Genomic DNA, 20,755 nt, shown 5'->3' with positions numbered 1-20,755 from the left:
GCCCACCCCTCATGACGCACACCTTCCTGGCGCGTGCCCGCGTGCCCGCGCTCGCCCTCGCCGTCGCCCTGACGCTCGCCGCGTGCGGCGCGGACGACGGCGCCGACCACGACATGGCCGACACGGGCGGCGCCTCGTCGTCGCCCGACGCGCCGTCGGACACCGCGACGGACGCCCCGTACGACGCCGCGGACGTGATGTTCGCCCAGATGATGCTCCCGCACCACGAGCAGGCGATCGAGATGTCCGACGCCCTGCTCGCCAAGGACGGCATCAGCCCCGAGCTCGTCGACCTGGCGGAGCAGATCAAGGCCGCCCAGGGTCCCGAGATCGACACCCTCACCGCCTGGCTGCGCGACTGGGGCGCCGACCCGGAGGCCGGCGCCGGCACGGGCCACGACGACCACGGCATGGCCGGCATGATGTCGACCGAGGACATGCAGGCCCTCGAGGACGCGACGGGGGCCGACGCCGAGCGCCTGTTCCTCGAGCAGATGGTCGCCCACCACGAGGGCGCGGTGGAGATGGCGCAGGCCGAGGTGTCCGGCGGCGAGCACGCCGGCGCCGTCGAGATGGCGCAGTCGGTCGTCGACACCCAGACGGCCGAGATCCAGCAGATGCGGGACCTCCTGGCGTCCCGCTGACGCGCCGGTGACCCGGGCCCGGGCGGCCCGGGTCACCGCTCCCCGACCAGCTCGTGATCGTTTCGTGACATTCCACCCGCCGGTGCGGTACGTTCCTCCGGGCCGGTGGTTCAGGCAGCAGGAGAGGTCGCATGACAACCCACGTTCACAGGAGCACCGCGCACCGCGGCGCACCCGCTCCGTCCGACGCCTCGGCGCAGGCCGCGCGATGACGCAGACGCAGCCCGCACCGGCCCCCGCCACCCGCACCTACCCGAGCCGACGCGACCCCGGACGCGGCGGGCGCAGCCGTCCCGTCACCGCCGTCCGGCACGTCCCGGAGCCCGTCCGCGAGACCGCCCCGCCCCGAGCCGCTGTCCCGGCCGCGCCTGCCGCCCCCGTCCGCACCGCACCCCCCGTCGCGCCCGCGCCGCCCGTGCACGTCCACGCTCCGGCGACCGCCACGCCCACCGTCGTGCACGCGCACGTGTTCGACCCCGTCCGCCCGGCGGCGGGCCGCGAGACCCCGCGTGTCGAGACCTCCCGCGGCGAGACGACCCGCTCCGAGCACCGTCCGGTGCGCAAGTCGGCGCGCAAGCGCGTCCCCGGCCGCCTCGCGGGCCTGGGCGTCGGGCTGACCGTCGCCGTCGCGACCACCGCGACGCTCACCGGCATCGCACCGCAGGCCGCGGCCCCGGAGCCCGACGACCAGCCGACGACCGGCTCGCTCGAGGCGATCACCGCCGCGGCGGCCGCCGCCGTCGATGACCGTGACGGCGCCGCCTCGCGCAGCGGCGCCCGCGCGGGTGTCGCGCAGGCCTCGACCGTGAAGCAGACCGCGGGCGGCGCGACCGTCACGGTGTCGGACAAGGCGAAGATGTCGGTCGAGACGCTCGACCGCGGCGAGATCGAGGGCCCGCCCCCGGTGCTGCCGGGGTGCGAGGGCGTGGCCGCCGGGACCGGGACCAACGGGCAGATCCCCTCCAGCGAGCTGTGCACGCTGTGGGACGGGCGCACGCAGGTCCGCGCCGACGCCGCCGTGAAGCTCGCCGAGCTGAACGAGGCGTACAAGGCCGCGTGGGGCGAGTCGATGTGCATCACGGACGGCTTCCGCAGCTACGCGCAGCAGGTCGCGACGAAGGCCGCCAAGGGGTATCTCGCGGCCGCGCCGGGCACGTCGAACCACGGCTGGGGCCTCGCCGTCGACATCTGCCCCGAGACGTACTCCGGCTCCCGGTGGAACTGGCTCGCCGCGAACGCCCCGGCCTACGGCTGGGACAACCCCGACTGGGCCCGGCCCGGCGGCTCCAAGTACGAGCCGTGGCACTGGGAGTACACCGCGGGCGTCACGCAGATGGGCGGCTACTGACCGGACCCGCGAGCCGGCGCACCGCGTCGAGCACGTCCACGCCGTCGGGAGACACCTCCGGGTGCTCGTCGGGGACTCCCGCGACGCTCCCACCCGACGACGACGCGCGCACCCGGAGCGCTTCGGCCCGCGTCGCCCACCCGGGCGTACAGTCGATCGCGGACCACCCTGACCAGCGACGACGTGGACGACGGCGGAGGACCCGATGACCTTCACCCACCCCCGGGGCACGCGCGGTACGGGGAGCGCACCGACCGCGAACCGCCCGTGCTCCGCCTGACGCGGCGCTGACCCGTCGTGGCCACCGACGAGGCGCCCGGGACGTCGGCGCGCGCCGGCCGCCCGTGGCTGCGGCGCACGCTCCGGGCGATGATCGCCGTCGTGCTCGGGGTGCTTCTCGCGCTGGGCTGGTACCAGGTGTCCGTGCAGCCGGGAGCGACGATGCTGCAGACGCTGTTCGACTCAGGGCCCGGCGTCACGCCGCCCCTGGACATCGAGGATGCGCGGGCGAAGATCGAGGACCCGCGCACCGTGCCGATCCCGACCCCGGACGCCCCCGACGCGAGCGCCGTCGTGTACGCGCCGCGCGCCGAGGGGCCGCACCCGGTGGTGGTGTGGGTGCACGGCGGCGGCTACGTCTCGGGCTCGCCCGCCACCGTCGAGGACTTCTCCGTCCTGCTCGCGAGCCGCGGCTACACGGTCGTCAGCCTGGACTACACCCTGGCGCCGGAGGCCCGGTACCCCGTGCCGGTGCGGCAGGGCAATGCCGCGCTCGACGTCGTCCAGGAGCGGATCGCGGACTTCGGCGGCGACCCCGCGCGCGTCGTCCTGGGCGGCGACTCCGCGGGCGCGCAGATCGCGAGCCAGCTGGCCGCCGTCCAGACCAACCCCGGGCTCGCGGCCGACCTCGACCTCACCCCGGGCGCGCCGCGCGACCGCCTCCGCGCCGTCGTCCTGTACTGCGGCGCGTACGACCTGGACACCCTGGGCGCCACGGGCTTCCCGGGGTTGCGCACGTTCCTCCGGGCGTACACGGGGCACCGCGACTGGGCGGACGCCCCGTTCGCCGACCAGCTCTCCACCACGAAGCAGGCGACGGCGGACTACCCGCCCACGTACCTCACGGTCGGCGACGCGGACCCGTTCGAGAGCCAGGGGCGCGAGCTCGCGGCCGCGCTCCAGGACCAAGGCGTCCCGACCGAGACCCTGTTCTGGGACGACGGCGAAGGCCTCCCCCACGAGTACCAGTTCCACTTCGACCGCCCGCAGGCCGCCCGGTCCTTCGACGCCACGATCGACTTCCTGGAGGACCGGACCGGATGACCGAGCCGGCACCGCACACCGGGCGCGCACGACACGTCGTCGGCTGGACCGGCCTGGCCCTGCTGACGGCGGCGTCGGCCGTCGTCGCCTACGCCATCGCCGTCTTCCTCGGGCACTGACGCTCCTCGGGCGCTGACGCGCCGCCGTCAGCGGCCCGTGAGGGTCACCCGGCCGACCGGCCTCCGACACCGGTGAGCGCGCGGTCGAGGTCGTCGATCTGGAGACGGGAACCCTCGAGGCCGACGGACAGCCTGACGAGGCCCGGCGGGATGCCGTCCGCCCTCAGCGTGTCGGCGTTGTCCGCCCGGACCGGGGAGCTCACGAGACTCTCGTAGCCGCCCCAGCTCACCCCGATCCGGAACACGCGCAGGGCGTCGACGAACCGGGACACGGCCTCGAAGGATCCGTCGCGCAGCTCGAGGCTCAGCAGCCCGGAGAACCCGCTGAGCTGAGACCGGACGAGGTCCGCGTCCCGGTCGGAGGCGGCGTACGGGTGGTGAACCGCCGCGACCGCGGGATGGGCCAGCAGATGGTCGACGACCCGCAGCGCGTTCGCCTGGTGCTGCTCCATCCGCACCGGCAGCGTGCGCAGCCCGCGCAGGACCAGCGACGCCTCCATCGCGGACATCACCGCGCCGAAGAGCTGGTGCCCGCGGTAGAAGACCTCGCGGAGCAGCTCGGCCGAGCCGATCACCGCGCCGCCGATCACGTCGCTGTGCCCGCCCACGTACTTGGTGAGCGAGTGGATCACGAGGTCCACGCCCAGCTCGAGCGGCTTCTGGAACAGCGGCGTGGCCCACGTGTTGTCGATCGCGGTGAGCACGCCCCGGCTCCGCGCGGCCGCCGTCAGCGCCCGCAGGTCCACGAGGCGCATGAGCATCGTGCCGGGGCTCTCCACGTACACGAGCGCCGTGTTCTCCCGCAGGTGGCTCTCGACGTCCGCACCCGGGTCGGTCACGACCGTGTGCTCCACGCCGAAGCGCTCCAGGTGACGCGCCAGCTCCAGGGTCGGGCCGTACACGTTGTTCACGAAGAGCACGTGGTCGCCGCGGCGCAGAAGGCCACCGAGCACGGCCGCGATCGCGCCCATCCCTGAGGCGAAGCACTTGGCGGCCTCGCCGCGTTCCAGGAGCGCGAGCTGCCGCTCGAGGAACGCGACCGTCGGGTTCGTGCCGCGGCTGTAGACGAAGTTCTCGTGCTCGGCCGCCTGCTGCCGGGCGAACTCCGCGAACGTGGGCTTGGTGAAGAGGCTCGTCTGGAACACGGGCGGCGCGACCGCCCCCGTCTCGTTCCCCGGCCCGGACCACGCCGCGGCGCAGATCTCGCGGTCGAGGTCGGTGACGGTCAACGCTGCCCCGTCACGGCACGGCGGATGCGCTCGATCGGGACCTTCGGCTCACGGCCGGCGGTGAGCAGACCGTTGGTCTCCTGCATCGTGTCGGTGAGCTGCGTCCAGCACGATCCGGCGAGGAAGCGGCTCGCGCGGACGGCGTCGTAGAGCGCGGTGATCCGCGCGACCCAGTCGTCGCCGTCCTGCGCGGCGGTGTAGCCCCAGCCGTCGGCGCGCTCGTCGCCCGGCTGATAGTTCACCCCGCCGAACTCCGTGAGCATCACCGGTTGGCCGGAGTCGGCCCAGCCCCCGACCATCTGCCGGCGCCCGGACGGCGCGATGCCGCCGACCACCCGCTCGCGCGCGGCGTCGTCGGCGTAGCGCCGGGCGAGCACTGCGCCGTCACCCTCGTAGTCGTGCACGGTGATGATGTCGGTGTTCTGCTGCTCCCAGCCGTCGTTGGAGATCACGGGACGCGACGGGTCGAGCGCGCGCGTGAGGTCGGTGAGCGCGCGCGAGTACGCCTGATGGGTCGGGTCGTCGACGACGTGCTGGATCCCCCACGACTCGTTGAACGGCACCCACGTGACGATCGACGGGTGCGAGACGTCGCGGTCGACCGCGTCGATCCACTCGCGCGTCAGGCGCTGCACCGCCACCGGTGAGAACTCGTAGGCGCCCGGGGCCTCGCCCCACACGAGGATGCCGAGGCGGTCGGCCCAGTACAGGAAGCGCGGGTCCTCGATCTTCTGGTGGATGCGGCACGCGTTGAAGCCGAGCTCCTTGACGAGCTCGGCCTCGCGGCGCAGCGCGTCGGCCGTCGGGGCCGTGAGGTGGCTGTCGGGCCAGTAGCCCTGGTTGAGCACGGACCGCACGTCGTAGGGATACCCGTTGAGCAGGAACGCGCCGTCGCCCACGCCGAGGCTGCGCACACCGAGGTAGGAGGAGACGGCGTCGACGAGCGCGCCGTCGGCGTCGTGCAGCGAGACGACGGCGTCCACGAGGCGCGGCCTCTCGGGCGACCACGTGAGCTCGTCCTCGGCCTGCCCGTTGCGCTGCCGGGCGATCGGCACGGTGAGATCAACCGCCGGCGTGCTGCGGACGGTCGTGACTTCGACGGTGCCGAGGTCCTCGTCGCGCTCGTCGAAGCGCAGGGCGACCCGCACCCGGGACCCGGGCGCCAACGGGCCGCGGAACCGCACGGTGAGCTCGACGGCCGACGGTCCGGCGGGGAGCCAGCGCAGGTGGTCGACGCTGGTGACGGGGACGGCCTCGAGCCACACGGTCTGCCAGATCCCGGTGGTCCGGCGGTACCAGATCGCGTGCGCGTCCTCGTGCCAGTCCTGCTTGCCGCGCGGCTGGGTGAGGTCGTGGGGGTCGTCCTCGGCGCGGACGACCAGCAGGTGCTCGGCGTCCTCGCCCGTGGTGCCCGCGGCCAGGTGCGCGGTCACGTCGACCGTGAAGGGGGTGTGGCCGCCCTCGTGCTCGCCGGCGAGGACGCCGTCAACCCAGACGGTGGCGCGGTAGTCGACGGCGCCGAAGTGCAGCAGCACCCGGGGCGCGGCCTCGGACACGCCGGCGGCCGCGAGGTCGGCCGGACCGATCGTGCGCGCGTACCAGACGACGGGGTGGAACCCGGGCTCTCCGATCCCGGACGCCAGGGACTCCGGAGGGAACGGCACGGTGATCGGGCGACTCTCCCCGAGCCCGGTCGTCCAGCCGGCGGCGAGCCCGGCGTCGGTGTCGTCGTGCCGGAACTGCCACGTCCCGTCGAGGGAGGCCCACCGCTCGCGCAGCCGCTGCGGCCGTGGGTACGTGCCGTCCTGGCGGGAGGCGAGCGGGAGGCGGTCGAGCGCGGGGCCGGCTTCGGCGGCGGCGCGGGTCGTCGTGGTCACGGCGCGACTATACAGCGCTGTAAATCCGAGATCTACGGGCGCTACGGTGATCCCCGTGAAGAGAGTGACGCTCCAGGACGTGGCGACGCACGCGGGCGTGTCGATGAAGACGGTGTCCAACGTGGTCCGGGACTACCCGCACGTCAGCCCGGCGATGCGCGAACGCGTGCAGGCCGCCGTCGCGGAGCTCGGCTACCGGCCCAACCTGCGCGGCCGCAGCCTCGCGACGGGCCGGTCGAACATGCTGGCCCTGGCGTTCCCCGACCTGCGCCGGCCGTACTTCGCCGAGCTGGCGCACGTCTTCGCCCGGGTCTCCGCGGCGCGCGGCTACCGCCTGCTGCTGGAGGAGACCGGTGGGACGCCCGACGGCGAGCGTGCCGTGCTGCGCGACCGCGAGGCCGGGATCGTCGACGGCGTCGTCCTGCACCCGCAGGCGCTGCGGGCGACCGACCTGGAGGCGTACCGCGAGGACACCCCGCTCGTCTTCCTCGGCGAGGACCCGCAACCGTCCGGTGCCGACCAGGTCGCCATCGACAACGTCGCCGCAGCGGAGCAGGCCGTGACCCACCTGGTGCGCCTCGGCCGGCGTCGCATCGGGTTCCTCGGCCACGAGACCGGGCCCTGGTCGTTCACGTCGACGCTGCGGCTGGACGGCTACCGGGCGGGACTCGAGCGCGCCGGGCACCGGTTCGACGAGTCGCTCCTCGTCGCGCGGGCCGAGGGCGACGCGCTCGGGGCGGAGGCCGCGCTGGGCGCCGCGCTCGACGACGGGCTCGAGATCGACGGCCTGCTGTGTCGCGACGACCTCGCGGCGATCGGGGCGCTGCGCGCGCTGCTCGTGCGCGGGCTGCACGTGCCCGGCGACGTCGCCGTCGTCGGGTGGGACGCCACGGTGCTCACGGCGAGCACCGTCCCGAGCATCACCAGCGTCGCCCCGGACACGGTCGAGCTCGCCTCCCGCGCGCTCGACCTGCTCCTCGAGCGCATCGACGGTCTCGACGCTCCCGGCCGTCACGTGACGGTCGGGCACGACGTGCTCGTCCGCGAGAGCGCCCCCGAGCCGTGAGCACGGCCCTCGGCCGCGGGGTAGGCGCACCGCCCCAGCGGCCGAGGCGTCCGGGCCGTCAGGCCGGCTCGTCGACGACGGTCGCGAGGAGCTCGACCACCGCGCCGCGCACGTCCTCGGGCAGGTCGACGCTGTCCAGGCCGGCGAGGCGCTCGACCGCGTCGCGCGCACTGTCCAGGACCTCCCAGGCGGCGAGCTTCTGGGGGTTGCGCATCTGCGCGCGCTCGAGCAGATGCAGCACGGCCGGCCGCGGGTCGCCGCCGAGGCGCAGCGGCGCCCCCTCGACCCGCACCGTCGCGCCGACGTCGGACGCGGCCGTGAACGTGACGCTCCACCGGCCGTCGCGGCCGGTCACGGCCGTGGGGACGCCGTCCACGGTGACCTCCCCGCCCGGCAGCTGGGCGAGGAACGTGACCGTCCACTCGCGCCGTGCGGGCACGACGTCGGCCCGGCCGGCGACGGCGCCGACGCGCAGCTCGCGGTCCTCGCGGTCCCAGCGCAGCGAGGTCGTCGCGGCGGGTCCGGCCTCGGCCTCGTGGTCGTCCTCGGCGTCCTCCGCGAGGTCGAACCGGCCCGACGCCCCCGGTGCCACCAGCACGTCGAACGCCGCCGGGTTGCGCGTGGCGTCGCGCTCGGACTCCGCGGCGAGCGGCAGAATCCCGCCGTCGCGCAGCAGCACGGGCACGGACTCGAGCGGCCGGTGCAGCTCGACGTGCCGGTCGCCGCGGTACACGGCGCCGGTGAACACGTCCGTCCACCGCCCGGCGGGGAGCCAGGCGCGGGTGCGGCTGTGCAGCGACGTGGTGCTGCGGGGGGTGACGACGGGCGCCACCAGCAGCTCCGTGCCGAAGGCGAACTGGTTCGGCACGCCGTACGCCTCGCGGCGACGTGGCTCGAGGTGGTACATCGGGCGCACGAGCGGCGTGCCGGCGGCGGCGAGGTGGTTCATCGTGTGCAGGTACGGCACCAGGCGGTGCCGGAACCGCAGCGCGTCGCCCATCGCCTGCCGGTGCTCCGCCGGGAACAGCCACGGCTCCTTGCGGATGAACGGGTTCGCCGCCGAGTGCAGGCGGTTGATCGGGGACAGGACGCCGAGCTGGACCCACCGGGTGGCGAGCTCGTCGTCGCGCACGCCGGTGGTGTGCCCGCCGACATCGTGGCTCCACCAGCAGTAGCCGATGTTCGACGCCGTGGCGGTGAACTCGGGCTGGAAGGCCAACGAGTCCCACGAGACGACGGAGTCGCCGGAGAAGCCGACGGCGTACCGGTGGCTGCCGGGGCCCGCGTACCGCGAGAACGTCATCCCCGGGCCGCCGTCGCGGGCGGCGTCGAGATGGTGGAAGTGGTTGAGCAGCCACAGCGGGTCGACGCCGCGCAGGTTGGAGGTGCCGCCCTGCTGCCAGTCGATCCACCAGAAGTCCACGCCCTGCTCCTCGAGCGGGTGGTGCAGCAGCTCGAAGTAGGCGCGCACGAACTCCGGGTCGGTGAGGTCGAACGACACCGGGGTCTCGGACGCCGGGTCGACGCCCATCGCCGCAGCCACCCGCGGGTATGCGTCCTCGAACGCGCGCACGCCGTCGGCCGGGTGCAGGTTGAGGGTGGTGCGCATGCCGCGCTCGTGCAGCGCGGCGAGGAACGCCTCGGGGTCGGGGAACAGCGACCGCTCCCACGAGTACCCGGTCCAGCCGTTGCCGTACTGCGCCGGCACGGTCTCGACGCGGTGCCAGTCCATGTCGATGACGGCCACCGAGAACGGCAGCCCCTCCTCGTCGAACCGGTCCATGAGCTCCAGGTACGACTCGGCGGAGTACGGGTGGTACCGGCTCCACCAGTTGCCCAGCGCCCAGCGCGGCAGGCGCGTGGGCGCCCCGGACACGGCGTACAGCTCCCGGATCGCCCGGGCGTAGTCCCGCCCGTGGGCGAAGACGTACAGGTCGCGCCGGCCCTGCTCGCGCGTGCCGATCCAGCCGTCGTCGGCGAACAGGAACGAGTCGGTGTCGTCGACCACGCCGATCCCGTCGGGCGACACCACGCCCGGCTCGAGTTCCACGCGGCCGTCGACCTCGTCCAGCGTGCGCGCGGTGCCGCCGAGGTCGTGCGTGGGCTCCCCGTAGCGCCAGCGTCCCGGGTCGGCGCCGATCAGCTCGACGACCAGGCCGTGCGCGGACGGCTCCTGCCCGTCGTACCGCAGCCGTGCCCGGGACGTCGCGATCTCGATCCCGCCGCCGACCGACCGGGCGGCGAACTCGGTCGTGCCGAGGTCGCGACGCACCGCGAACGTGGACGCCCGGTCCTCGAACCCACCGTCCGGCGACCACTCGACGCGGAACAGGCAGTCGGTCAGCACGGTGACGCGCCAGCCGTCGCCCTGCACCGCCTGCTCGGGGCGGGCCTGCGGCGCCGCGCCGGGCAGCGGGCGGACGACGGGCAGCGTCGTGTCGACGGTGTCGGTCACGGGGACTCCTCGGGTGGTGCGTGCGGTGCGTGGTGCGTGTGGTGCGTGGTGCCGGGGCGTGACGGCTCAGCTCTTGACGGCGCCCTGGGTGATGCCGCTGATGACCCACCGCTGAGCGATGAGGTACACGACGATGGTGGGCGCCATCGCCATGAGGTACGACGCGAACGCCACGTTGTAGTTGGTGCCGAACTGGCTCTGGAAGATGTTCTGCACGACGGGCAGCACCTGGAGCGTCGGGTCGGACACGATCATCGACGGCAGCATGAAGTCGTTCCACGACGCGAGGAAGGCGAAGATGCCGACCGTGGCGATCATCGGGGCCAGCAGCGGCAGGATGATGCGCCAGAACACCTGCCACGTCGTCGCGCCGTCGATGCGGGCACTCTCCTCGAGCTCGACGGGGATCGAGCGCAGGTACGCCGAGAACAGCAGCACGCTGAACGCGAGCTGGAACATGGCGTGCAGGATGGCGACGCCCAGCGGGTTGTCGAGGCCCGTGAGCGCGGTGAGCTTGATCTCCGTCAGCGCGATCACCGGGAACGGCAGGAACATCGACGCGAGCAGGTACACGAACGACCAGCGGAAGAACCGGTGCGACCAGTAGCGCACGATGGCGTACGACGCGAGCGAGCTCAGCAGCAGCGTCAGGGCCACGGTGAGCGCCGCGACGCCCACCGAGATGCCGAACGACACCGGGAAGCGGGTCAGCTGCCACGCCTCGGCGAAGCTCGCGGGGTTGAACGGCGCCGGCAGCGCGAAGGCGTTGCCGTCCACGGACTGCTCGCTGGTCTTGAACGCCATCGTGACGGTGACGTACAGGGGGGCGAGCACCGTGAGGGAGCACAGCGCGAGCGCGACGGTGAGCGGCCAGCTCGTGCGGCCGCCGCGGGACGGCCGGCGGAGTTCGCGGCCCGGAGCACGCCCGGCGAGGGCGGGGGCGGTGGCGGTCACAGGCGGATGTTCCTTCCACGGGAGACGACGAGCTGGAGCACCGAGATGAGCACCGTGATCACGAAGAAGACCGTCGCGTTGGCCATCTGGTAGGCGTAGTCGCCACCCGTGAAGCCGCCGAAGATCGTCATCGCGACGCTGCTGGTCGCGTTGCCTGGCCCTCCGCCGGTCAGACCGACGATGACGTCGTAGACGCCGAGGTACCCCTTGATCCCCAGGATCGTGTTGATGAGCACGAATCCGGCGATGAGCGGCAGGGTGATGGAGCGGAACTGCCGCCACGGCCCGGCACCGTCCAGCGAGCTCGCCTCGTACAGGTCGCCCGGGATCGACGTGAGCCCGGCCGTGTAGACGAGCAGGGCGCCCGGGATGGTCTGCCAGGCGGACACGACGACGATGGCGAGCCACGCCAGGTCCGGGTTGCCGAGGATGCTCTGGGACAACGGGTCGAGACCCACCGCCGACGCGAACGCCGGCAGCGTGTTGGAGAAGAGGAAGTTGAAGACGTAGGCGACGACGATCCCGGAGACCACCATCGGGATCACGAAGATCGCCCGCAGCCCCGCCGCGAAGCGGATCCGCTTCGACAGGCCGATCGCGAGGGTCAGCGCGATCACCTGCGCCACGACCACCGTCACGACAGCGAAGCCGAGGGTGAACCCGTAGGCCTCGCGGATGCCGGGGTCGCCGAGGAGCGCGACGTAGTTGCGCAGGCCCAGGAAGCTCCAGCCGCCGAACCCGACGTAGTCGGTGAAGCTGTAGAAGATCCCGACCAACGCGGGGATCACCACGAACACGGTGAACACCAACAGGGCCGGGACCAGGAACACGTACGCGATCGGTTCCGGGCGGCCGTGACGGCGCCGACGTGCGGTCGCGCCGTCCGGCGCCGGCGCCGGGACGCGCGTCGCCGTCGAGGGGGTCGTCGTGGCGGTCATACCGTCGCCTCCCGGCCGGCCAGGCGACGCCAGTCGGCGTCGAGCTGGTCGAGCATCGCGTCGAAGTTGCCCGACCGGATCGCTTCCTGGAGGTAGTTGCCCAGCGGGATCGAGGTCGGGACGAAGGTGCCGGCGCCCTGGTAGAAGGCCGCCGAGTCGACGTACCGCTGCAGGCCGGCAAGCCGCTCGTCCTGCTGCGGCGGGCCGTCCTTGAGCGTCGAGTACGCCAGGTTGTCGGCGTTGTACGCGTTGAGGATCTCGGGGCGCATGAGGAACTCGACGAGCTCCACGGCCTCCTCGCGGTGCGCGGTGGCGGCGGGGATGTACAGGCAGAGGTCGATGTTGACCCGGGCCTGGCGCTCGTCGGGGTCGTCGCTCACCGGCAGCGCGAACGTGCCGACCTCCAGGTCCGGGTCCACGAGGGCGATCTGGCTCAGCGCCCAGGGGCCTTGGAGGTACATCGCCGCCCTGCCCTGGCCGAACGCCAGGTTCCCGTCGGCGTATCCGCGCACGGCGTGGTCGGGGTTGAAGAACGACGAGATGGTCTTGGCGCGTTCCATCGGGACGGCGAGGGTCTTCGCGAAGGAGACGTCCGAGTCGGGCCCGACCTCGGTCCCGAGCTCCTTCATGCGGCCGAAGAACTCGCCCGGGTCCACCAGGCTGCCGACGGAGTAGTCGAACAGCCCCTGCCACAGGGTCCAGGTGTCCCGGTCGGTGGCGTAGATCGGCGTGACGCCGGCCTTCTGCAGCTCCGTGCAGACGTCGACGAACTCGGTCCACGTGGTCGGCACCGGCAGGTCGTGCTCGGCGAAGATCCCCTTGTTGTAGATCACCCCCGCGGCGGCCAGCGAGTACGGCAGCACGCTGGTGCGCCCCGCGAAGGTGGCGTACTGGTCGGTGAGCTCGCTGATGTCGGTGCGGACGGTCGACGCCGACGGGAGCCCCGACAGGTCGCTCATCTGCCCGCGGGAGACGTAGCGGGCGAGCTCGAGGTTGTCGTTGAAGCACCCGACGTCGCCCGGCTCGCCCCGGACGAACTGCGGCGCGATGGCCGTCGTCGAGTCGTGCACCACGCGGATCCCGGGGTGCTCGCCCTCGAACTGCCGCAGGAGCTCGTCGAAGTAGGCGATGACCTCCTGCTTCTGCTCGTAGAAGGTGATCTGGGTACGCCCCCCGCCGCCTCCGGGTGCGGCGCACGCCGCCAGCGGGACGGCCGCCAGCACCCCGGCGGCTCCCGCCAGGAACGAGCGTCGGCTCACCGCGCTCGGCGGGCCGGCCATCGACTTCGATCTCACGCGACGTCTCCTTCGACCACGATCGGCGCCGTCTCCGCGACGGGCCGCAGCGAACATACAGCGCTGTAAATTCCGGGTCAAGGCGCCCGCAGCGGTCGCCGACGCCGGGAGGCGGCCCTAGCCTGGCGAGCGATCCACGGCGTGCACGCGGCGGAGGGCGGTGGACGGTGACCGAGAGCGACAGCACCAGCGCCCGGCATCGGCTGCTGCGCCTGAGGGTGCCGCGGTTCACGCTGCACCGCCGGTCGCTGGACGCCGAGCCGGTGGTCGACGCCGCGTCGGAGCGGCTGCAGGAGTTCCTGGTGCTGCTCGGCGGCGCGCTCCTCACCGTCGGGACGGCCGCCACGGACATCCAGCACACGCTCAAGCGCGTCGCCGTCGCGCTCGGGTCGCCGCAGACCACCCTCTTCGTCTTCCCGACGCTGATCCTCATCAAGATGCCCGGCGACACCGAGACGCGGTTCGACGTCGCGGAGTCGGCCGGCGGCGAGGTCCGCTTCGACCGTGCCGCGCAGGTCTACGCCGTCGTGGACGACGCCGTCGCGGGCCGGATCGACGCGTCGGAGGGGGCCGAGCGGCTGCAAGATGTCCGGGATGCGCACCCCCGGTTCCCGGCCTGGGTGCGCACGGCCGGGCACGGGCTGGCCGCGGCGGGTCTCGGGCTGGTGCTGCTCGGCGGCAACCCCCTCAGCCTGCTGTACGCGCTGGTGCTCGGCGTGCTCGTCGGGGCCGTCAAGCTCACCGTGCGGCCCGGGACGTACGCCGCGACCCTGCTGCCCGTCGTCACCGCGTTCGTGCTGGCGCTGCTCGTGTTCGGGCTCGCGGACACCACGGTCGTGAGCGAGCCGCTGCAGGTGCTGGTGCCTCCCCTGGTCACGCTGCTGCCCGGCGCCGCGCTCACCACCGGCGTCCAGGAGCTCGCCGCCGGCGACATGGTCGCCGGGTCCAGCCGGCTCGTGTCGGGCCTGGCGCAGCTGCTGTTCCTCGCGTTCGGGATCCTCGCGGCCCTGGCGATCACCGACGTGCCCAGCGCGGACGCGCTCGCCTCCTCCGCCGCGACGCTCGGCGCCTTCCAGCCGTGGATCGGGGTGCTGCTCTTCTCGCTCGGCATCTTCCTGTACCACTGCGGGCCGCCCCGGTCGCTCTTCTTCCTCACCGTCGTCCTGCTGGTGGCGTACGGCGGGCAGGTCGTCGGCGCGACCGTCACGAACGGCGTCTACAGCGGCTTCCTCGGCGCGGCGGCGCTGACGCTGTGCGCCTACCTCGTGCAGACCGTCAGGGGCGCGCCGCCCGCCGTCGTCTGCTTCCTCCCCGCGTTCTGGCTGCTCGTACCCGGCGCCACCGGTCTGATCGGGCTCACCCAGACGGCGAGCGGCGACGCCGTCAGTTCCACGAGCCTGCCGACCATCGCGGGGTCCATCGTCGCCATCGCGCTCGGCGTGCTCGTCGGCACGGCGCTGTACCGGCAGATCTACACGATGGCGCCCGCATGGTGGGGCCTGCGCGCCACGTGACGCAGCCGCGGTGCAGCCTCAGAGCAGCAGCAGGTTGAGGGCTGCGAGCGCCACGAGCACGGTGACGAGCCGCTCGAAGAGCTGCTGGTCCACGTGCCCGATGACGCGCCGGCCGATCCAGGTCCCGACCAGCACGACGGGCGCCAGGACGGCCCACAGCCCCACCGTGTCGGCACCCACGATCCCGACGCCGACGGCCACCGGCAGCTTGATGATGTTCACCGTGAAGAAGAACCACGCCGTCGTGCCGAGGAAGCGCCACTTCTCGTAGCGCGCGGCCAGCAGGTAGAGGCTCATCGGCGGGCCGCCGGCGTTCGCGACCATCGTCGTGAAGCCGGCGAGGCCGCCGTACCCGAGAGTCGCGGCGCGCGTGTCCACGCGCAGCCGGTCGCGCCACAGGTTGAGCACCAGCAGCGCCAGCAGGATGCCGCCGATCGTGCGGCGCATGACGTCGTCGCTGACCCACGTGAGGAACGCCGCGCCGAGCGCCACGCCCGCCAGCACCGGCGCGAGCAGGCGTCCGATCACCCGGAAGTCGGCGTGCTTGCGGTACGCCCAGATCGCGACCAGGTCGCCCGTGATGAGGAGGAGCAGCACCGCGCCGGTGGACTCCTTGGCCGGGACGACGAGCGCCATCAGCGCCGCCGCGATCATGCCGAGGCCGCCCAGCGCCGTCTTCGAGAAGCCGACGAGCAGCGCGACGAGGACGACGACGGCCCACCCGGTCCACGGCAGGCCGGCGATCAGCGGGGCGGGTTCGAGCACCGGGGCAGCGTAGTGGCGGACGGACCGTCGGCGGGCGCGGGTCCGCGCGTCAGCTCGAGGCGCGGGGCGCCGTGCCGGTCACCGGACCCGGTCGTAGACCGCGGCAACTTCGCCCTGCGCCCCCACGACCTGTGACGACAGGGTCCAGGTGGTGCCGGGCAGGCCGTCGTCGAACAGGCGCTCCCCGCCGCCCACGATCACCGGGGCGATCAGGAGGTACAGCCGGTCGATCAGGTCCGCGGCGAGCAGCGGCTTGATGACGCTCGGGCTGCTGTTGACCAGGACGTCGCCCTGGCCGGCGTCCCGCAGGCCCCGCACGACGTCGGCCGCGGGCGCGTCCACCACGCGGGCTCGGGGCCACGGCGCCGTCCCCAGCGTGCGCGAGAGGACCACCTTCGGGGTGTCGACCAGCCACCGCGCGTACGCGCGGTCGCGCGGGTCGGCAGCGTCGTCGCCCGCCACGGGCGACCAGTAGCCCAGGAAGCCCTCGGCGTTGCCCCGGCCGAGCACGGCCGTCGTCGCGCCGGCGCACAGGCGGACCAGGTGGTCGCGAGCCGTGTCGGTGGCGACGTACGGCAGGAACGCGCCGAAGTCGGCCGGCCCCCCGGGGCCGTGGTACCGGCCGTCGAGGCTGAGGCTGAGGTTCGCGGCCACGGTACGGCTGGTCTGCTGCGTCATGGTGTCTCCGTCGGTCTCGTCGGGTGCCGTCCGTCGGCACTCACCCCGGGGACGGAGCCGCGGGCGGGTTCTCGACATCCGCCCACGGCCACGTCGACTTCGCGAGGTACGACGGGCGCCACCTGCTCGACGTCGTCGCCGAGCGCTCGCCGCTCGTCGGCTTCGAGATCGACGTGCACTGGGTGCAGCGCGGCGGCCTGGACCCCGTGCGCACGCTGCGCCGGTACGCCGGGCGCGTGGCGATGGTGCACCTCAAGGACTACCGGATCGGCCACCCCTCTCCCGCCGCGATCGAGGCGCTCGACGCCGGCGACCACGGTCTGTGGCAGGAGGAGTGGCCGCACGTGGTGCAGTTCGCCGAGGTGGGCGAGGGGAACCTCGACTTCCCGTCGATCGTCGAGACCAGCCTGGCCGTCGGGGCCGAGTACCTGCTCGTGGAGCAGGACGAGTTCTACGGCCGCACCGCGTTGGAGTGCCTGCGCACCTCCCACGACAACCTCGTCGCGATGGGGTACGGCGACCTCTTCTAGCGACCCGTTCTGCCGAACTGTTCTACGCGGTCGGGCCCGGGGGCGCCGTCGAGCCGCGCACGACGAGCGTGGTGGCGAGCTCCTCGCGGGGCGCCTCCGCGCGCAGCTCGGCACGGGGATCGGCTCGCGTCCCCGGCCCGGCATCGTCGCCGAGACGCAGCAGCATCCTGAGCGCGGCGGCGCCCATCTGGGCGATGGGCTGGCGCACGGTCGTCAGGCCGGGGTGGACCCACTCCCCCTCGGGCAGGTCGTCGAAGCCGACGACGGCGAGGTCGTCCGGCACCCGGAGCCCGGCGGCGGCCGCGGCGTCGTACACCCCGAGCGCCATCGTGTCCGAGCAGGCGAAGACGGCGCTCGGGCGGTCCGGGCCGGCGAGCAGCCGGGCGGCGAGCGCGGCGCCGCCGGCCCGCGTCCAGTCACCGTGCGCGACGCGGTCGTCGGGCAGGTCGGCTCCCGCCTCGGCGGCCGCGGAGCGGAAGCCGTCCACGCGGGCCTGGCTGTACAGGTGCCGGCGCCGGCCCGCCAGGACCGCGAGCCGCCGGTGGCCGAGGCCCAGCAGGTGCTCGGCGGCCGTCCGGCCCCCGGCCCAGTTGGTGGCGCCGACGCTCGCGACGGTCCGCGGCGGCTGGGTCACCGGGTCGAGCAGGACGACGGGGACGCGCGCCGCGGTGAGCGTGGCGAGCTGCTCGCGGGTCGTGTCGACGAGCGCGACGACGGCCCCGCGGGAGTGCCGCGCGAGCAGGCGCGTGAGCCACGCGTCGTCGGGCTGCCGGGCCACCGTGACGACGATGTCGAGGCCGGCCGCGGTGGCCGCCTGCTCCACGCCGCTCAGGGCGCGGTTGGCCCACGTGCCGTCGACGCCGCTGAGCACGAGGTCCACCAGCGGCGGCCGCTCTCCCCGCGGGGCGACGCCACGTCCCGCCCGGCCCCGGTAGCCGAGGTCGTCGACCGCGGCCATCACGCGGGCGCGCGTCGCGGCGGAGACGTCGGAGCGGCCGCGCAGCACCTTGGAGACCGTGGGGACGGTGGTCCCGGCGGCGACGGCGACGTCGGCGAGCGTGGTGGGACGGTCGGCGGGCACACCCGGACCCTAGCGACGCCCCTCAAAGTTGCGCAACTATTTGGCCGCCTCGGATCGCCCCTCGCCCCTTGAAGGCCGAAGTTGGCCCGTGGAAGACTTGTCGGGCACATCCGAGAAGCATCATGCAGTTGCGCAACAATGGGAGTTGCAGATGACAGACCGCAGACAGCGACGGGCGTTGGTCGTGAGGGGCGGGTGGGACGGGCACCAGCCGGTGGAGACCACCGACTCGTTCGTCCCGTTCCTCACCGAGAACGGGTACGAGGTGCACGTCGAGGACGAGACCACCGTGTACGCCGACGCCGACTACATGGCCGGTGTGGACGTCGTCGTGCAGACCGTCACGATGAGCACCATCGCCGACGACGAGCTGCGCGGCCTCACCGCCGCCGTCCGGGCGGGCACCGGCCTCGCGGGCTGGCACGGCGGGATCGCCGACTCGTACCGCAGCAGCTCGGACTACCTGCACCTGATCGGCGGGCAGTTCGCCACCCACCCGGCCAAGGCGCCGCGCGAGGAGCTGCCGGGCGACGGCACCGACTGCTTCGTGCGCTACACGGTGGACATCGTGCCCGAGAAGGCCGACCACCCGATCGTCGCGGGGATCTCCGACTTCGAGCTCACCACCGAGCAGTACTGGGTGCTCACCGACGAGTACAACGACGTCCTGGCGACCACCACGATCGCCGCGCCCGACTACCACCCGTGGCACCGGCCCGTGACCTGCCCGGCCGTGTGGACCCGGCAGTGGGGCGACGGCCGCGTCTTCGTCTCGACGCCCGGGCACAACCTGGACGTCGTGAACGACCCGAACGTCCGCACCATCATCGAGAGGGGCATCCTGTGGGCCAGCCGCTGAGGATCGGCATCGTCGGGGTCGGGGCGATCTCCGGCCAGTACCTGAGCACGTTCGAGAGGCTCGGGACACTGGGGAGCGGTGCGGTGCGGCTCGTCGCCGTCGCGGACCTCGACGCCGAGCGCGCGGCCGCCGTCGCCGCCGAGCAGGGCGTCCGCGCCCTCACCGTCGACGAGCTCGTCACCGACGCCGAGGTCGACGCCGTGCTCAACCTGACGATCCCCGCCGCGCACGCCGACGTCGCCCTCAAGGCGATCGCGGCGGGCAAGGACGTGTACGGCGAGAAGCCGCTCGCCGCCACGACCGACGACGCGCGCGCGATCGTCGAGGCCGGCCGCGCCGCGGGCGTGCGCGTGGGCTGCGCGCCGGACACCGTGCTGGGCACGGGGGTGCAGACGGCGCGAAAGGCGGTCGACGACGGCCTGGTCGGCACGCCCGTCGCCGCGACGGCGACGATGGTGACCCCCGGCCACGAGCGCTGGCACCCGAACCCGGACTTCTACTACCAGCCCGGCGGCGGACCGCTGCTGGACATGGGCCCGTACTACGTGACCGCGCTGGTCACGCTGCTCGGCCCGGTGGAGTCCGTGGTCGGCAGCGCCAGCCGTGCGCGCGCCACCCGCACCATCGGCTCCGGGCCCCGCGCGGGCGAGCAGGTGCCGGTCGACGTCGACACCCACGTCACGGGCGTGCTGCGGCACGAGTCCGGCGCCCTGTCGACGCTCGTCATGAGCTTCGACGCCGTCGCGACGCACGCGTCGTGCATCGAGGTGCACGGGGACCGGGGCTCGCTCGTCGTGCCGGACCCCAACGGCTTCGACGGCACCGTCGAGCTGCACCGGCTCGGCGGCGGGTGGGAGGAGCTCCCCGTGAGCTCCGGGTACCGCGACGCCGGCCGCGGCTACGGCCTCGCGGACCTGGCCGCCACCCCGCCCGGCGCCACCGCCCGGGCGAACGGCGACCTGGCGTACCACGTGCTCGACGTCATGACGTCGCTGCTCACCGCCGCCGAGAAGGGGACGTCCCTCTCCGTCGCCAGCACCTGCGAGCGACCCGCGCCCGTGCCGCTGTCCGACGCCCCGCGCGTCTGACGGACGCCCGCCCGGACGCCGCCCGGGGCCCCGGGCGGCGTCCCCACGCTCAGCCGAGCAGGTGGCGCAGGTAGCGGCCCGGCGCGTCGAGGAAGGCACGCCAGTGCTGCACCAGCTCGAGGTCGTCCCACGTCGTCGGGCGCAGGCCCCACGGCCCGACCTCCAGGATCGTCGCGCCAGGCAGCGCCGCCAGCACGGGCGAGTGCGTGGCGCAGAGGATCTGGCCGCCGCGTCCGGCGAGGTCCTCGAGCACGCTCATGAGGCTAAGAGTGGAGGAGAAGCTCAGCGCCGCCTCCGGCTCGTCGAGGCAGTACAGGCCCGGCCCGTCGAAGCGGGACTCGAGGACCGCGAGGAACGACTCGCCGTGGCTCATCTCGTGGAACACCGGGTCCCTCGGCCCCGGATGCTCCTCGAGGAACGTGTACCAGCCGTGCATCGTCTCCGCGCGCAGGAAGAAGCCCCACCGCCCCGACCCGACGCCCCGCTGCAGCCGGACGGCGCGGTGCAGCGGCGACTCCGTCTCGCGGGTCGAGTGCCGACCGTGCGCCGTCCCGCCCTCGGGGGACAGCCCGTAGGCCACCGCCACCGCCTCCACGAGCGTGGACTTGCCGCTGCCGTTCTCCCCCACCAGGAACGTCACGCCCGGCGCGAGCTCCAGCCCGTCGCGCAGCAGCTGCTCGACGGCGGGGACGGTCCGCGGCCACACGCCCGCGGGCAGCGGGTGCTCGGCGTCCGGCACGACCCGGACCACCGGCGGCTGCGAGAAGTCCACGGGGGCATCATGCCCCGGGCGCCGGGAGGAGGAGCGTCGAAAGTCCGTCGTGATCGGTTTCGCCCGCGACCTGTCGAGCCTGCGGCCCGAGCCGCATCACGCTCCCCGGAACCACGGGCATGGCCGTCCTCGCTCGCGCCACGCCTTGCCTACCCGCAGACCGACATGTCGACATGCAACGCAGATTGCACGAACACGCCGCCCTACCTTGCACGATCTC

The 20,755-nt window shown here is 73.6% G+C and carries 19 protein-coding genes; 9 read left to right on the top strand and 10 right to left on the bottom strand.

Annotated features, from left to right (window positions below; translation table 11 throughout):
* The first annotated feature begins 11 nt into the window (after nucleotides 1-11).
* From ACQP6G_RS03800 to ACQP6G_RS03785, 4 genes are all read left to right on the top strand, one after another.
* Nucleotides 12-644, top strand: a complete 633-nt coding sequence (locus tag ACQP6G_RS03800) for a DUF305 domain-containing protein (protein ID WP_429762871.1) — start codon at nucleotides 12-14, stop codon at nucleotides 642-644.
* Nucleotides 645-852: 208 nt separating this feature from the next.
* Nucleotides 853-1,992 carry a M15 family metallopeptidase gene (locus tag ACQP6G_RS03795; protein ID WP_429762870.1) on the top strand — a complete coding sequence of 380 codons (1,140 nt, stop codon included), beginning with the start codon at nucleotides 853-855 and terminating at the stop codon, nucleotides 1,990-1,992.
* Nucleotides 1,993-2,289: 297 nt separating this feature from the next.
* The gene (locus ACQP6G_RS03790) at nucleotides 2,290-3,315 is read left to right on the top strand and encodes an alpha/beta hydrolase (protein ID WP_429762869.1); all 1,026 of its coding nucleotides are present in this window, start codon (nucleotides 2,290-2,292) and stop codon (nucleotides 3,313-3,315) included.
* Entirely contained in the window at nucleotides 3,312-3,434 is a 123-nt protein-coding gene (locus ACQP6G_RS03785) for a hypothetical protein (RefSeq protein ID WP_429762868.1), read from the top strand. Before ACQP6G_RS03790 ends, ACQP6G_RS03785 begins: the two co-directional genes overlap by 4 nt.
* 44 nt (nucleotides 3,435-3,478) lie before the next feature.
* Here ACQP6G_RS03785 and ACQP6G_RS03780 read toward each other — a convergent pair whose 3' ends face one another.
* Nucleotides 3,479-4,663: a trans-sulfuration enzyme family protein gene (locus ACQP6G_RS03780; protein WP_429762867.1), complete on the bottom strand. Its 1,185-nt coding sequence runs from the start codon at nucleotides 4,661-4,663 to the stop codon at nucleotides 3,479-3,481.
* Entirely contained in the window at nucleotides 4,660-6,540 is a 1,881-nt protein-coding gene (locus ACQP6G_RS03775; RefSeq protein WP_429762866.1) for a glycoside hydrolase family 2 protein, read from the bottom strand. Before ACQP6G_RS03775 ends, ACQP6G_RS03780 begins: the two co-directional genes overlap by 4 nt.
* A 55-nt stretch (nucleotides 6,541-6,595) precedes the next feature.
* Between ACQP6G_RS03775 and ACQP6G_RS03770 the strand changes: the two genes are divergently transcribed.
* Nucleotides 6,596-7,606 (top strand): LacI family DNA-binding transcriptional regulator, encoded by a 1,011-nt coding sequence (locus ACQP6G_RS03770; RefSeq protein ID WP_429762865.1) that lies wholly within the window; start codon nucleotides 6,596-6,598, stop codon nucleotides 7,604-7,606.
* A 58-nt stretch (nucleotides 7,607-7,664) separates the two neighbouring features.
* On the opposite strand, the gene ACQP6G_RS03765 is transcribed toward ACQP6G_RS03770, so the two are convergent.
* The 4 genes from ACQP6G_RS03765 to ACQP6G_RS03750 all read right to left on the bottom strand — a co-directional run bounded on the left by ACQP6G_RS03765 (nucleotide 7,665) and on the right by ACQP6G_RS03750 (nucleotide 13,248).
* Nucleotides 7,665-10,061 carry a glycoside hydrolase family 31 protein gene (locus ACQP6G_RS03765; protein ID WP_429762864.1) on the bottom strand — a complete coding sequence of 799 codons (2,397 nt, stop codon included), beginning with the start codon at nucleotides 10,059-10,061 and terminating at the stop codon, nucleotides 7,665-7,667.
* Nucleotides 10,062-10,127: 66 nt separating this feature from the next.
* On the bottom strand, nucleotides 10,128-11,015 hold the full coding sequence (locus ACQP6G_RS03760; protein WP_429762863.1) for a carbohydrate ABC transporter permease: 888 nt from the start codon (nucleotides 11,013-11,015) through the stop codon (nucleotides 10,128-10,130).
* A complete protein-coding gene (locus ACQP6G_RS03755; protein WP_429762862.1) occupies nucleotides 11,012-11,953 on the bottom strand; it encodes a carbohydrate ABC transporter permease in 942 nt (313 codons plus the stop codon). The genes ACQP6G_RS03760 and ACQP6G_RS03755 overlap by 4 nt, the downstream gene beginning before the upstream one ends.
* Nucleotides 11,950-13,248, bottom strand: a complete 1,299-nt coding sequence (locus tag ACQP6G_RS03750) for an ABC transporter substrate-binding protein (protein WP_429762861.1) — start codon at nucleotides 13,246-13,248, stop codon at nucleotides 11,950-11,952. Before ACQP6G_RS03750 ends, ACQP6G_RS03755 begins: the two co-directional genes overlap by 4 nt.
* 167 nt (nucleotides 13,249-13,415) lie before the next feature.
* Between ACQP6G_RS03750 and ACQP6G_RS03745 the strand changes: the two genes are divergently transcribed.
* A complete protein-coding gene (locus tag ACQP6G_RS03745; protein ID WP_429762860.1) occupies nucleotides 13,416-14,762 on the top strand; it encodes a threonine/serine exporter family protein in 1,347 nt (448 codons plus the stop codon).
* 18 nt (nucleotides 14,763-14,780) lie between these two features.
* Here ACQP6G_RS03745 and ACQP6G_RS03740 read toward each other — a convergent pair whose 3' ends face one another.
* Both ACQP6G_RS03740 and ACQP6G_RS03735 read right to left on the bottom strand, forming a co-directional pair.
* The gene (locus ACQP6G_RS03740; RefSeq protein ID WP_429762859.1) at nucleotides 14,781-15,527 is read right to left on the bottom strand and encodes a sulfite exporter TauE/SafE family protein; all 747 of its coding nucleotides are present in this window, start codon (nucleotides 15,525-15,527) and stop codon (nucleotides 14,781-14,783) included.
* A 78-nt stretch (nucleotides 15,528-15,605) separates the two neighbouring features.
* Nucleotides 15,606-16,205: a dihydrofolate reductase family protein gene (locus ACQP6G_RS03735; protein WP_429762858.1), complete on the bottom strand. Its 600-nt coding sequence runs from the start codon at nucleotides 16,203-16,205 to the stop codon at nucleotides 15,606-15,608.
* Nucleotides 16,206-16,228: 23 nt separating this feature from the next.
* Here ACQP6G_RS03735 and ACQP6G_RS03730 point away from each other — a divergent pair, with 23 nt between their 5' ends.
* Entirely contained in the window at nucleotides 16,229-16,735 is a 507-nt protein-coding gene (locus ACQP6G_RS03730; RefSeq protein ID WP_429762857.1) for a sugar phosphate isomerase/epimerase family protein, read from the top strand.
* 22 nt (nucleotides 16,736-16,757) lie between these two features.
* Here ACQP6G_RS03730 and ACQP6G_RS03725 read toward each other — a convergent pair whose 3' ends face one another.
* A complete protein-coding gene (locus ACQP6G_RS03725; protein WP_429762856.1) occupies nucleotides 16,758-17,816 on the bottom strand; it encodes a LacI family DNA-binding transcriptional regulator in 1,059 nt (352 codons plus the stop codon).
* Nucleotides 17,817-17,967: 151 nt separating this feature from the next.
* On the opposite strand from ACQP6G_RS03725, the gene ACQP6G_RS03720 reads away from it, so the two are divergent.
* A complete protein-coding gene (locus tag ACQP6G_RS03720; protein ID WP_429762855.1) occupies nucleotides 17,968-18,675 on the top strand; it encodes a ThuA domain-containing protein in 708 nt (235 codons plus the stop codon).
* Nucleotides 18,660-19,763, top strand: a complete 1,104-nt coding sequence (locus ACQP6G_RS03715; protein WP_429762854.1) for a Gfo/Idh/MocA family protein — start codon at nucleotides 18,660-18,662, stop codon at nucleotides 19,761-19,763. The genes ACQP6G_RS03720 and ACQP6G_RS03715 overlap by 16 nt, the downstream gene beginning before the upstream one ends.
* A gap of 49 nt (nucleotides 19,764-19,812) precedes the next feature.
* On the opposite strand, the gene ACQP6G_RS03710 is transcribed toward ACQP6G_RS03715, so the two are convergent.
* Nucleotides 19,813-20,535, bottom strand: coding sequence for an AAA family ATPase (locus ACQP6G_RS03710; RefSeq protein ID WP_429762853.1), 723 nt, complete (start codon nucleotides 20,533-20,535; stop codon nucleotides 19,813-19,815).
* Nucleotides 20,536-20,755 lie beyond the last annotated feature (220 nt).

This window comes from Isoptericola nanjingensis (assembly GCF_050311635.1).
GTDB classification, from domain to species: Bacteria; Actinomycetota; Actinomycetes; order Actinomycetales; family Cellulomonadaceae; genus Isoptericola; species Isoptericola nanjingensis.
This window is presented reverse-complemented; position numbering and strand designations above follow the sequence as displayed.